This window comes from Xanthomonas sp. CFBP 8152 (assembly GCF_014199025.1).
GTDB lineage: Bacteria > Pseudomonadota > Gammaproteobacteria > Xanthomonadales > Xanthomonadaceae > Xanthomonas > Xanthomonas arboricola_B.
The window spans coordinates 272395-285401 of record NZ_JACHNO010000003.1; the positions used below are offsets into that span (position 1 = coordinate 272395).

The window sequence follows — 13007 nt, forward strand, 5'->3', positions numbered from 1 at the left end:
AGCGATCGATGCGCTGTCCTCGGCAGCACCGCTGCGCTCTGCCAGAATGGGACGCATGAACACCCCCCCCGATACCGCCCTGCTGGTTGTCAATCTCGGCACCCCCGAGTCGCCCACTGCCCCGGCCGTGCGCCGTTACCTGGCCGAGTTCCTCAGCGACCGCCGCGTGGTGGCGATCCCGCCGCTGTTCTGGAAGCCGCTGCTGTATGGGGTGATCCTGCCGATCCGCGGGCCCAAGTCGGCCGAGAAGTACGCCAAGGTCTGGCTGCCGGACGGCTCGCCGCTGGCGGTGTACACGCGCCGTCTGGCCGAGGGCCTGAAAGAGGTCATGCCGGGCTGGCACGTGGAGTGGGCCATGCGCTATGGCGCCCCGGCGCTGCGCAAGACGCTGGATGGTCTGCGCGCGCGCGGTATCAGACGCATCGTGGTGCTGCCGCTGTATCCGCAGTATTCCACCACCACCACCGCCTCGATCCAGGACGTGATTGATGCCTGGCGCCCGAGCGCGCCGGAGATCGCGGTGGAGGTGATCCAGGACTATTGCGAAGACGCCGGCTGGGTCGCGGCGATCGCCGATTCGATCCGCGCGCATTGGCAGGCGCATGGGCGCAGCGAGAAGCTGATGTTCTCCTTCCACGGCCTGCCGCAGCGCGTGGCCAATGCCGGCGACCCGTATCCGCAGCAATGCGAGCGCAGCGCGCAGGCCATCGTCACCGCGCTTGGCCTGGGCGCGGACGAATGGCAGATGGGCTACCAGTCGCGCTTCGGTTCGGAACGCTGGCTGCAGCCGTACGCCGAACCGACCTTGTGGAAACTGGCCGAAGGCGGCGTGCGCAGCTTCGACCTGGTCTGCCCGGGTTTTGCCACCGACTGCCTGGAAACCCTGGAAGAAGTGGCGCTGGGCTTTGCCGAAACGCTGGCCGAACGCGGCGCCACGCTCAGCTATATCCCCTGCCTCAACGCCAGCCCGGCGCATGCGCAGGCACTGGCCGCGTTGGCGCGACGCGCGTGAAGTTGGAGCCGTTTGCGTGCGACCTGGCGATTGGCCGGGTCACCGGGCTGCGCAATCCCGAACGTGGCCCGCGCCGGGTGCTGGCGCTGCATGGCTGGCTCGACAATGCCGCCAGCTTCCTGCCGCTGAGCGCGCATCTGCACGCGCAGGACCTGGATCTGGTGTTGCTGGATCTGCCCGGTCACGGCCATAGCGCGTGGCTGCCCATCGGCGCCGAGTACACGCTCAGCAGCGCAATCGCGATCCTGCTGCAGGTGGCCGATGGTCTGGGCTGGGAGCGCTTCAGCGTGCTCGGGCATTCGCTGGGCGGCGGCGTTGCCAGCCTGCTGGCCGCTGCGGCGCCGGAACGCATCGAGGCACTGATCGCGATCGAGGCGCTGGGCGCGCTGGCCGAGCCGGTCGAGAGCACCGCCACCCGTCTGCGCGACGCGGTAGCCTCGGCGCGCACGCTGGCGCAGCGGCCGTTGCGGGTGTTTCCGTCGATGGAGATGCCGGTGCGCGCACGCATGATGGCCAACCAGCTCAGCGAACCGGCCGCGCGGCTGCTGGTGGAGCGCGGCGTGTGCGCGGTCGAAGGCGGCTATAGCTGGTGCAGCGACCCGCGCCTGACCTTGCCCACTGCGATCCGCATGACCGAAGCGCAGATCGACGTGCTGCTGGCCTCCATCGCCTGCCCGACCCAGGCCATCTTCGCCACGCCGGCGCAGGTGTACTTCCCAGATGCCTTGCGCGATCACCGCGTGGCGCTGATGCGCGATGCACGCCTGCATCTATTGCCGGGCACGCATCATGTGCACATGGAAGCACCGGAAGCGGTGGCGGCGGTGATCTATGGTTTTCTGGCGTCGTTGCCGCCGCCGCACACGTGATGCGTGGAATGCGTGCATGCGTCCTGCGCGATGCCACGCCGCTGACGTTCGTGCTTGTTGCCTTGCATGCGACAGCAGACCTCAGTGCCAGCAGGCATCGTCAGCGGCACACGGCATCCTGGCACGGTTGAGCTAGCGCAATGGGCCATCCAGACCGGCTTGTCGCCGCGATCGAATCCTTCGAGCAGTGGAGTTTGCCAGGGACGTTCCTGGAGACGGTGCACGCGTCGCCGCAACTGGATCCGGACAATCGCCGGCGCCTGGATGAGGTCTGGTCGGTGGCCTGCGACGCCGACCATTGGGGATCGGCACGCGAGCTGCAGGCCGGCATCGCGGCCATCGAGTGTGCCCTGACCAGGCGCTTTGCGTGGCTGTCGCCGCTGGCCTGCCGGCACCTTGCGCGCGCCGCGTCTTACCAATGGCGCTAGCGCAGCCGCGTGACGCTATGGCGCTTCGCTAGCCGCGTCATCGCGCAGCATCTCTCCGAAAGCCCGAAGAGCATTGGCGCCCCGACTTCGCGCCTTAATCGTTGCAGGAGCGCCACCACAGCGACGGCAACTGCATCGCGACGACCTGCCTCACTCCACCTGCAACAACCGCCGCAACTGTGCCTTGAGCTGGCGGCCGTGCTCGTGGAAATAGCTGCGCTCGTCGCGCCAGGCGGGGAAGCGTTGTTCCACCTCGGCCCAGAACGCGGGCGAGTGGTTGGCCTGCAGCAGGTGGCAGAGCTCGTGCACCAGCACGTATTCGAACGCCGACGGGCGGCCGAGCACCAGCGCCAGATCCAGCGCCATCGAGCCATCCGGTGCCAGCGAGCCCCACTGCGAGGACATCACCTTCAGCCGCACCCGCGCCGGGGCGCGCGGCAGGCCAGGCAGATAGCTCGGCAACCAGCGGCCAACATCGGCGCGCGCCTGCGCTTCGTAGAATTCCTTCAGCGTGCGGCGCAGGCCTGCATCCCCCAGGCGGGGCGGCACATGGAACTGCGCGCCGTCATCGGTAACCTCGATGCGTGCATAGCGCCCGTCGTGCCAGCTGAGCGGCAACAAGGCCCCGCGTAACGGCAACAACCCCGGCACGCCACGCTCCAGCGCCGGAAACGCATCGACCTGCTGATAACGCGACAACTGGATGCTCAGCCAGTCCAGATGCGCCTGCAGAAAGCGTTCGCCGGCCACCAGGCTTGCGCGCAGCGGCAAGGTCAGCCGCGCGCCGCGTTCGTCCACGCTGAGCTTGACGCGCCGCGCACGCGGGTCGCGCACGCGCAGCACCGCGATCTCGCGCCCGTCCAATTGCAGGCGCAGGCAATCGCGTTCGACAACCTGCGGGGCGGGCGCGACAAGGCGGCGGACGGGCTTGAACATGGGCACAGGATAGCGCTGCGATGTGTCAGGTGGTGAGACCGGGCGATTGATGCATTCGATGCTGGCGCTACTTCTTTGAGCGGCTGGCAAACGACGCAGCCCACCGCCAGGTGGGTGCAGCCGACGTCGGTAGATCTACGGCCTGGCTGCAGGCCCCTTGCCCGCCCAGCACGGCCAAGTCTCTGTGTTTTGGGTGTCGTGCCCCGAGGGCCTGGATAGCGCTGATAGATCAGCTGCAGATCGACGGATCTGCGGCCTGGCTGCAGGGCCCTTGCCCGCCCACCATCGCGGGACACGCCGCAAGTACGTCCATGTAGGCTCTTACGCGGCATCCATGCCGCGTAAGGTCCCGCGACGGTGAGCGGGCAAGGACCAATCGAGATGCTCGGTGCGCATGGCTTTTAACAAAACAGCCAGCAAACTTTCTGGTGCGGTGCCCTCACCGATTGCGGGACCGTGTGGCGGCATGGATGCCGCCACCGAGCCCCCAGGGACGGGTTCACGGCGTGTCCCGCGAGCGGTGAGGGCACCGCGCGCTCGACTCACCTGGCTTTGATTGTTGATCTGCGGCTTGGCAGCGGGGCCCTTGCCCGCCCACCATCGCAGGACACGCCGCAAGTACGTCCCTGTAGGCTCTTACGCGGCATCCATGCCGCGTAAGGTCCCGCGACGGTGGGCAGGCAAGGACCCGTCGAGATAGTCGGTGTGCACGGTAAGAGCAGTGCCTGATGCGCGTTGTTCGGAGCGTCGTGCGTCCGAAAATCTGTCCATCGCAAGCCGCACAGCAAGTCTTCAACAAAGCAGCCGACCAACTTTCTGGTGCGGTGTCCTTGCCGGTTGCGGGACCCTTGGCGGCATGGATGCCGCCAAGGAGCCTCCATGGACGGATTCACGGCGTGTCCCGCAAGCGGTGAGGGCACCGCGCACTCGACGAGCCGAGCTTTTGATTTAAGCATCTGATTGCGATTAAAGGCGGCCACGGTTTGAAGTCCCGATTGCTTTGGGCGTCGTGCTCCAAAGGTCTGGACAGCGCGGATAGATCGGCTACAGAGCGGCTGATCTGCCGCTTGGCTGCGGGGTCCTTGTCCGCCCACCATCGCAGGACACGCCGCAAGTACATCCTTGTAGGCTCTTACGCGGCATCCATGCCGCGTAAGGTCCCGCGACGGTGGGCGGGCAAGGACCAGTCGGGATGGTTGGTGTACACATCTAAGCGCAGTGTTTGATGCGCGTTGCTGGATGCTGATGCACAGGCCAGACTTCCGATGCATGGCGAGCGACAAGTAGCTTTTCACGTGGCCACCGACCAACTTGCCAGTGCGGTGCCCTTGCCGATTGCGGGACTCTTGGCGGCATGGATGCCGCCAAGGAGCCTCCACGGACGGATTCACGGCGTGTGGCGCGAGCGGCTAGGGCACGCGCCTCTGATAAGCCATGCTTGAAAATTCAGCCGCATTTATCCCGTGCATTGCGCAAACAGATCGCGCTCGCGTGCATAGGCGCTGGTCTTGACCTGCATCAGCCCGAGCACCGACGGAAACAGCGCGTCCTGATCGGTGTACTGGCCGGCACGGTGGCGCAGGCAGGTTTCGTCCAGGCCGCGGTCGCGGGCGAATTCCGGCGAGAACCACATCACCATCGGTACGTGGGTCTGCTCCTTGGGCGCGATCGCATACGGTACGCCATGCAGGTAGAGCCCTTTTTCGCCGAGCGATTCGCCGTGATCGGAGAGGTAGATCATCGCGGTGTCGTAGTCCTGCAGCCCGCGCAGTGTGTGGATCGCCTGGTTGAGGAAGTGATCGGTATAGGTGATGGAATTGTCGTAGGCGTTGACGATGCTCTGGCGGCTGCAACTGCCCAGATCGGCGGTCTTGCACACGGGCTTGAAACGTTCGAATTGTGCCGGGTAGCGCTCAAAGTAACTCGGCCCGTGGCTGCCAAGTTGATGCAGCACCACCACGCGGTCGCCGGGCTTTGCGCGCACTTGCGCAGCCAGGTCGCTGAGCAGGATCTCGTCCATGCAACGGCCATCGGCGCACAGCCCTGGCGTGGTCGCATCGTCCAGCTTATCGATTTCCAATCCATCGCAGACGCCCTTGCAGCCGGATTGGTTGTCGCGCCACAGCGTGGAAATGCCGGCGTGTTCGAGCACATGCAGCAGCGACTGGTGGCCGCGGATCATGTCTTCGTTGTAATCGCGACGGCCGAACGGCGAGAACATGCACGGTACCGAGACCTCGGTGCTGGTGCCGCACGAATGCATGTCGGGAAAATTGATCACCCCGGCCTGCGCCAGCTCGGGCGTGGTCTGGCGCGCATAGCCGTTGAGGCCCCAGTTCTGCGCACGTGCGGTTTCGCCCAGCACCACCAGCAGCAGGCGCGGGCGGCTCCCCGGTGTGCGTGGTGTGGCCATGGCGTCGTGTTCGACCGGTTGTTTGGGCGCATGCTTGATCGGCGAGTCGGATTTGAGGTTCTGCCGCAGCGCCACGATGTAGTTGATCGGCGTGGCCAGGTAACGCATTTCGCGGTGATTGCGCATCAGCGCGGAGACGTCCTGCGAGGACAGCATCGCGCCGGCCGCGCCGGCCACTGCCACCATCAGCAGAAAGCCTGAGCGGATTGCCAGTGATCTGCCGATGCTGCGTGCGTGCAGGTGCGTGCGCCACAACAAGGCGGCCGGAATCAGGAAGTAGCACAGCAGCGGCAGGATCAAGCCGGGTGTGAGCAGTTCGCGCGATTCCTTGTGGTCGGTATGCAGCACGTTGCGCAGCATGTCTGCGTCCAGATAGACGTTGTAGCTGTCCATGTAGTGCGCAGCCAGCGCTGTGGTGAACAGCAGCAGCGTCAGCAGCGGCTTGGCGTTCCAGCGCCATACCAGCAGGCCCAGCAGCAAGGCATGCACGGCTACCAGCAACGCCATCAATGAGATGGCAAACCCGAGACTGCCCGGGTGCGTGGCCATGGCCGTGTGCCAGAACAGCTGATTGCAGACCAGTGCGAAGAACAGACTCGCCAACAGCACCAAGGTCTCGGTCGAGACTGTCGGTCGCGCCGTCCAGCTCAGTGCGCGCAGGCGCTTGAGCCCACGCGATTGCGGTAGATAGGTGCTCATGCTGCATCCCCCGATTGCAACACCACATCATTGGCGCGATGCGGTCGAGCCAGCATCACGCAGTACAGTGCAAGTGCGGTTCCCCAACACACCGCCAGCGACCACAGGTCGTGCGACAGAAAATGCGCGCCGCGTAGTTGCTGCGCGATGCCGAATAACAGCCCTGCCGCGATGCCCCCCCACAAAGCCGGGCCACGCCACGCAGGACGCAGTGCCAACGCACAGAAATACAGTGCCACCCACGCATAACCGGCGCTGGCGTGGCCTGCAGGAAAACAACCGGACGCGGCAATGCCATGGCGCGATTCAAAGAGCCCGATCATCGGCCGGCTGCCACCGTAACGACTCAGATCCCACGGGCAATCCATCGCCGTCCAGGACTTGAGCAAGGACACCAGCGAGGTCGACAGCGCGACCGATGCAGCCAGATACGTCAAAGGCCAGCGCAGCACACGCAAGCGCGGCCGGCACCAGGTCACAAGCGCCAGCGTCAGCACGCTGACAGCAGCAGCGGTACTCAACCATTTGCCGACGCGGTGAACCACGTCGCTGGTGAACCATTGGTCCTTGAGCTGCCAGTGTCCACCTTCCAGCCGATACAACGCATCGGCAACCCACTGGTCGCCGCCGGCGCCCATCAACAGCGCGCTGAGCACCAGCACACCGGCCAGCGGCAGCCAAAGATGCCGAACCAGAAAGCGGGTTTGCGCAATGGTACCTGTGCGCGCCAGGGCAGGTGCGTATACGGGAAGTGTGGTCATCGAAGCATCGGCCGGTGGTCTATGCCCGGCATCTTCGAAAGTGGCATGTCGGAAAGCGGTCGGACCGGAGTTGCTCGTCCGTTAACGCGCTATCCGGCGTTCAGTCTGTCTCGTCAACGCCTGTGTCGGTGTCGGACGCGGTGGCGACGCAGCCGGCATGCCATGCCGTGCCCGGCAGCAACTGCCATTGATTGCGGTTGGACTCGCCGATATCGATCCGTTGCGCCGGATCGATGCACGCCGGTACCGCCTGCTTGAGCACGAACAGCCAACGGCGCTCGGGTGCGTGCGCAAGCCATGGACCTGCCTTGGTCCATTGCTGCTGCCAACTCGCCTTGAAACCGAAGTCGGTCACCGCCCTGTCCGCCTGCAGCATGTTCTGCTCGCGCCAGGCCAGCATGCCGAGCTCGGCCTCCGGGCCGATGCGCTGTCTTACGCGCTGCATCAGGCGAGCGGCAGAACTGTAAGGGTCCAATGCCGGCATCAAGCCCAGGCCGTACACGCTCCATAGTGCGGCGGTCACCACCACCACCGCGGTGCCGGTGCGCTTGCCACGCGACCATGCAGCTGCCGCCAGGCCGGCCACGCCCAGGCCGATCAACCAGATACCCACCGACTGCAGCGAGGCCAGCTCCATTCCGCGCTTCAAAGCGGTGTTTTGCGCCCAATGCAGATGCAGTGCGATACCGCTGCCCAACGCAAGAGCGGCCAGCGCAAGCAGCAGCAGGTAGCCGGTCAGCAACACCCGGACACCACGCTTGCGCAGCAGTCCGGCCAGAAGCGGTGCGGCGGCCACGCACAGGGCCGGCAGCATGGGAAAGATGTAGACCTCGCGCTTGCCCGGGCTGGCGCTGAAGAACACCAGCACCAGCATGCTCCAGGCAAGCAGCAACAGATAGCGCGGATCGCCGCGTCGCAGCCGCCGCCACCAGGCCGGCAGCAACCAGGGCAACACCAGGCAGCCGGGCAACCACAGCGTGGCGATCACCTGCAGGTAGTACCAGGCCGGCTTGAGGTGATGCCAGGCGTGCGCGTAGCGGGTGCCGGTCTGCTTGAACAACAACTCGTGCGCGTAGGCATGCAGCGCCGGGTCGTTGCCCTGCCATAACGCGATGCCGAGCGGACCAAGCCACACTGCAGTCCCGGCCAGAAATGCCGGCAGTACCAGCAACCAGCTGCGCCCGGCCTGGGCGCGCGCCGGCAGCACGCTCCGGTGCCTGCGCGGCAGCGCCATCCACGGCAGCAACAGCAGCAATGGCAAGAAGCCCACGCCCTTGGTCACCGTGCCGACGCCGGCTGCGAACAATCCCAGCGTCCATGCGCGCCAGTCCGGCCCGCGCAGCAGATGCCGTAGCATCCCCCACAACGACAGCGTGGTCAGCGCCACCAGCACCATGTCGATCTGCGCACGCTTGGCCATCAGGCCGAACTGCAGCACCGCAAACAACGCCAGTAACGCATAACGCGCCACGCGTCGGTTCCATAACCGCCGCGCGATGTCCCAGGTCAGCCACAACGTGGCCAGCGCAGCCAGCAGCGACGGCAGCAGGAAGGCGACCGGCCAGTGCGGCACCAGCTCGTAGCTGGCGGCCTGCAACCACATGAACACCGGCGGCTTTTCGGCGTACAGCTCGCTACCCCGGTGCGGCAATAGCCACTGACCGGTCCCGATCATGGCGCGTGCGGCCAGCACAAAGCGCGGCTCGTCCGGCGGGTTGGGCTGACGCAGGCCGATGCCGGCCAGCAGGCTGACGACGATCAGCAGCACGGCGACAAGCAGCGCACGCTGGCGGGAAGTGGCGGCGGAGATGGAAGGCGACATGCGCACGCCCGGATCGATGGCGGCACACTATCCGGCACGCAGGTCGGAATTTTGTCGGAACCACCGAGAGCGGCTGTGTTCGGCCAGGCTCGGTTAGGATGCGCACATCGTCCCTGCCGGGCCGCCCTGGAAACGCGCTCATGCGGCTGCTGGTCATCGAAGACAACCGCAATATGGTTGCCAACCTGTTCGACTATTTCGAGGCACGCGGACACACCCTGGACGCAGCGCCCGATGGCATCACCGGCCTGCATCTGGCCACCACCCAGCAGTACGACGTGCTGGTGCTGGACTGGATGATGCCGCGCATGGACGGCCCGGAAGTACTGCGCCGCCTGCGCGAGCAGCACCAGTCCGAGCTGCCGGTGATCATGCTCACCGCCCGCGACGAGTTGCCCGACAAGATCGCCGGTTTTCGTGCCGGCGCCGACGACTATCTGACCAAGCCGTTCGCACTCCCGGAACTGGAAGTCCGCATCGAGGCCCTGCTCGCGCGTGCGCACGGGCGTCGACGCGGCAAGTTGCTGCAGGTGGCCGATCTGCGTCTGGACCTGTCCACGCTGGAAGCCACCCGCGCCGGCCAGGTGCTGCACCTGTATCCGGCCTGCCGCAAGTTGCTGGAAGTGCTGATGCAGGCCAGCCCCGCGGCCGTCACCCGACAGCGGCTGGAGCAATCGCTGTGGGGCGACGATCCGCCCGACGGCGACATGCTGCGCTCGCATATCTACGAGTTGCGTCGCAGCGTGGATGGTCCCTTCGTGCACAAACTGATCCACACCCTGCCGCGGCTGGGCTATCGCCTGGCGCCGCTGGAAGGCGCCGGCGATCCGGCCGCCGGCGAGTGCAGCGATGGTTAGGCAGCGCTCGTTGGGCCGCCGCGTGCTGGTGTGGCTGTTCGGTTACACGCTGCTGATGGTGCTGGCAGTGTTCGGCACCGCGCAGTATCTGCACGAGCGCGCAGAACACGGCGTATGGCGCTCGTTGTTGAATTCGGAACTGGACAGCATCCTGGATCGCAGTGCGCAGAATCCGGATTACCGCTGGCAGGACTCGGACACCTTGCGGCTGTATCGCCTCGACGGCAGTGCGGCAGTGCCGCCGGTCTTGCGCACCCTGCATCCCGGCCTGCACGACGAGCTGGAAATCGGCGGCCGCCAGAGTGCGGTGATGGTGCGTGACACGCCGCATGCCGGGCGCCTGGCGCTGGTGCTGGATATCACCGACTTCGAAGCGCTGGAGCAGTTCATTACCCGCTGGATGCTGGCCGCAGGTGTCGCGCTGATCGGCATCACCCTGTTGATGGGAACCTATGCGATGGCGCGGCTGGTGCGCCCGCTGGTGGAGCTGGCGCGCGATATCGGCGCGTTGCGTCCCGAGCGGCGTGCACAACGCATTGCCGTGGGCCCGCAGGGCAGCGCCGAGCTGTACGTGATTGCCGACGCGCTCAACGACTATCTCGATCGCAACGGCCAGTTCGTCGAACGCGAACGCGCCTTCATCGACAGTGCCAGCCACGAGTTGCGTACCCCGCTGGCGGTGATCGGCAACGCCGCCGAACTGGCGCTGGAACAACCCGGCACAGCGCCGGCCGTGCGCCACCAGCTGCAGCGCATCGCGCAGACCAGCGCTGCGGTGGAGCAGTTGATCACCTTGTTGCTGGTGCTGGCCAAGGACCCGGGCCGGCTGACGCGCAGCAGCGATACGCTGCGCCTGGATCAGTTGCTGCCGGAGATCGTCGCCGATCATGCGCATCTGCTCGCCGACAAGGATCTGCAGGTGCTCACCGATCCGCTCCCGCCATGCAGCCTCACCGCGCCGGTGGCGATCGTGCAGACCGCCATCGGCAATCTGCTGCGCAACGCGATCGAGAACAGCGATCGCGGCATCATCCGCGTCTCGCTCAGCGCCCCCGGCGTGGTGCGCATCGCCGACCCGGGTCACGGCATGACGCCGGAGGAAATCAGCGCGATTTACGCGCGCCTGGCGCGTGACAACGCACGCCAGGGCAACGGCATCGGGCTGGAGCTGATCGGACGGCTCTGCGAGCACCTGGGCTGGTATCTGCACCTGGATTCCAGCGCGGGGCAGGGCACGGTGGTGACGCTGGATCTCAGCGGCGCGCAGCGCAGCTAATCGCCGGCACGCTCAAGGCAGCTGCGCAGTGCGGCCATCGCCGCCGCCGCGGTAGCCGGAGCAGCGGCCGCCTTGCGGACATCGTTGAAGACCTCGATGCCGATCGGCCCTGTGTAGCCCATGCCGGCCAGGCGCCGCAACAGGGCCGACAGCGGAAAGCAGCCTTCGCCCGGCAGCAGGCGCGCATGCCGCGCCACCGCGGCCAGCGCACCTGGCGCCACCGGCTGCGCCACATCGCATAACTGCACATTGGCGATGCGCGTGGCCGGGATGGCGTCCAGGTCGTCCAGCCCGCGGCCTGGTGCGAACAGGTGGTAGGCATCCACCACCAGATCGATGTTGTCCGCGCCGCTGGCACGCACGCTTGCCCACGCGGCAGGCAGGGTGTGATTGACCGTGCTCCACGCCATCGGTTCGTAGGCGATGCGCAGGCCGTGCTCGGCCGCGGCACGGCCCAGCCAGCGCAGATCCTCGACGATCCGTGCGGGCACGACGTCGGCACGCGTGTTGGCCGGTGCCTGCACCACGCCCGCACCCAGTGCGGCGGCGGTTTCCAGCATCTGCAGCGCGTGCGCGCGGCAACGGTCGCGTTGCGCGTCAGCGGCACCGTCCACATCGCGCAGCACCTGGTAGTCGGTCAGTCCAAGCCCGAGCTCGCGCAGGGTGCCGCGCACCTGCGCGGGCGATCGCGCCAACTGCTGCAGGTCCTGTTCCCACAATTCGACCGCATCGAAGCCGGCCGCCTGCGCGGCCGACAACTTATGGGCTGCGGTGCCGCCCAGCAGCACCGTGTTGAGAAACAGGCTGTGCATGCGCTGCAGCCTACGCGGCGTGGCGTTGAGGAGATGTCTGCGTCGCAGTGATGCTGCGCGGCGTGACCTGCAGTGCGACGAAACGCCGCGCCTGGCGATGGGCGACCTGCACGGAGACGGCAGCCGGCATGTTTCGCGCGCGAGCACTCGGCATGGTCCGTGCGGACGCTGACGACCCCGTCGTCTGCGCCCTGCTTGTGCCACGCAATGCAGTGCCACTGCGGTGCACTGGCTACGGGCGCGATTCCCGGGCTGCATGCTGGCAGCTGGCCCGCAGGCACGCCACGGGCAGGCGGTCCGGCGTCACTGCGGCAACAGGTTGCGCGCCAGCAGCCAGCTACGGGCGTTTTCCGCGTCCTGCTCAAACCAGGCGCGCGTGGATCCCAGCCGGTAGGTGTAGCCCCAGGTGTCCATGTCGGTCATCAGGCGCGCGCTGCCCACGCCCGGCAACTGCTCGGCCAGCAGGATCTGCAGGTAACAGGTGGCGTCCTCCTCATCCACCGAGTCGGTGGCGTCGGTATGCACGGCTGCGCGTTTGTCGGCCGGCAGGACGATCAGGTGCCCGGCCTCGTGCAGCAGCGAATGCACCGGCGTGTCGTCACGCACATAGACATCGCAGCCGATGATGCCGGCTTCCGGTTCGCCCCAGAAACTGCCGGGGATCGGCGCCCCGGCCGCCACCCGATGCAGGCGCAGCCCATAACGTGCGAGCAGGGCGGTGGGGGCATCCAGGCCGATATCGCCCACGCACAACACGCTGGCTGGCTCGGCGCTGGGGCAAGAATCGATGGTCACACGCAAGGGCTCGCGGTCGGTTCGGGCGGTCAAGGCGGCACCGTGCAGACACGGTGCCGCAGGGAATGCTTACTTGTCGCCGTCTTCGGGCAAGGCGACCGAGATATCGAGCACGTCATGCTCGCCATCCTTGACCAGATCAACCCGCACCGCATCGGCGTCGATGTTGACGTACTTCTTGATCACTTCCAGCAATTCGCGCTGCAGCAGCGGCAGGTAATCCGGCCCGCCGCGGTGGTTGCGCTCCTGCGCAATGATGATCTGCAGGCGGTTCTTGGCCGTCTCGGCGGTGTTCTTCTTGCTCTTGAGAAAATCGAGCAGGCCCAT

Annotated in this window: 12 protein-coding genes; 5 read left to right on the forward strand and 7 right to left on the reverse strand. The window is 66.4% G+C overall.

Going from position 1 to position 13007, the window contains the following annotated elements; genetic code table 11:
* Positions 1 to 46: 46 nt before the first annotated feature.
* The 3 genes from hemH (at position 47) to FHT09_RS12905 (ending at position 2309) form a co-directional block, all read left to right on the forward strand.
* Positions 47 to 1012 (forward strand): ferrochelatase, encoded by a 966-nt coding sequence (gene hemH, locus FHT09_RS12895; protein WP_047130578.1) that lies wholly within the window; start codon positions 47 to 49, stop codon positions 1010 to 1012.
* 2 nt (positions 1013 to 1014) lie between these two features.
* A complete protein-coding gene (locus FHT09_RS12900; protein ID WP_184417001.1) occupies positions 1015 to 1881 on the forward strand; it encodes an alpha/beta hydrolase in 867 nt (288 codons plus the stop codon).
* A 140-nt stretch (positions 1882 to 2021) separates the two neighbouring features.
* Positions 2022 to 2309: a hypothetical protein gene (locus FHT09_RS12905; protein WP_104607326.1), complete on the forward strand. Its 288-nt coding sequence runs from the start codon at positions 2022 to 2024 to the stop codon at positions 2307 to 2309.
* A gap of 150 nt (positions 2310 to 2459) precedes the next feature.
* Here FHT09_RS12905 and FHT09_RS12910 read toward each other — a convergent pair whose 3' ends face one another.
* The 4 genes from FHT09_RS12910 to FHT09_RS12925 all read right to left on the reverse strand — a co-directional run bounded on the left by FHT09_RS12910 (position 2460) and on the right by FHT09_RS12925 (position 8946).
* Entirely contained in the window at positions 2460 to 3245 is a 786-nt protein-coding gene (locus FHT09_RS12910) for a SprT family zinc-dependent metalloprotease (RefSeq protein WP_047130543.1), read from the reverse strand.
* A 1456-nt stretch (positions 3246 to 4701) separates the two neighbouring features.
* The gene (locus FHT09_RS12915) at positions 4702 to 6357 is read right to left on the reverse strand and encodes a phosphoethanolamine--lipid A transferase (RefSeq protein ID WP_104607561.1); all 1656 of its coding nucleotides are present in this window, start codon (positions 6355 to 6357) and stop codon (positions 4702 to 4704) included.
* Positions 6354 to 7118 carry a phosphatase PAP2 family protein gene (locus FHT09_RS12920; RefSeq protein ID WP_104607560.1) on the reverse strand — a complete coding sequence of 255 codons (765 nt, stop codon included), beginning with the start codon at positions 7116 to 7118 and terminating at the stop codon, positions 6354 to 6356. Before FHT09_RS12920 ends, FHT09_RS12915 begins: the two co-directional genes overlap by 4 nt.
* Before the next feature lie 100 nt (positions 7119 to 7218).
* Entirely contained in the window at positions 7219 to 8946 is a 1728-nt protein-coding gene (locus FHT09_RS12925; RefSeq protein WP_104607559.1) for a glycosyltransferase family 39 protein, read from the reverse strand.
* A 134-nt stretch (positions 8947 to 9080) separates the two neighbouring features.
* Between FHT09_RS12925 and FHT09_RS12930 the strand changes: the two genes are divergently transcribed.
* Positions 9081 to 9797, forward strand: coding sequence for a response regulator transcription factor (locus FHT09_RS12930; RefSeq protein WP_104538271.1), 717 nt, complete (start codon positions 9081 to 9083; stop codon positions 9795 to 9797).
* Positions 9790 to 11073, forward strand: a complete 1284-nt coding sequence (locus tag FHT09_RS12935; protein WP_104607557.1) for a HAMP domain-containing sensor histidine kinase — start codon at positions 9790 to 9792, stop codon at positions 11071 to 11073. Before FHT09_RS12930 ends, FHT09_RS12935 begins: the two co-directional genes overlap by 8 nt.
* On the opposite strand, the gene FHT09_RS12940 is transcribed toward FHT09_RS12935, so the two are convergent.
* The 3 genes from FHT09_RS12940 to minE form a co-directional block, all read right to left on the reverse strand.
* On the reverse strand, positions 11070 to 11885 hold the full coding sequence (locus tag FHT09_RS12940; RefSeq protein WP_104607556.1) for a sugar phosphate isomerase/epimerase family protein: 816 nt from the start codon (positions 11883 to 11885) through the stop codon (positions 11070 to 11072). The genes FHT09_RS12935 and FHT09_RS12940 overlap by 4 nt on opposite strands.
* A 303-nt stretch (positions 11886 to 12188) precedes the next feature.
* Entirely contained in the window at positions 12189 to 12686 is a 498-nt protein-coding gene (locus FHT09_RS12945; RefSeq protein WP_104538268.1) for a hypothetical protein, read from the reverse strand.
* Positions 12687 to 12749: 63 nt separating this feature from the next.
* Positions 12750 to 13007, reverse strand: coding sequence for a cell division topological specificity factor MinE (minE, locus tag FHT09_RS12950; protein ID WP_005994583.1), 258 nt, complete (start codon positions 13005 to 13007; stop codon positions 12750 to 12752).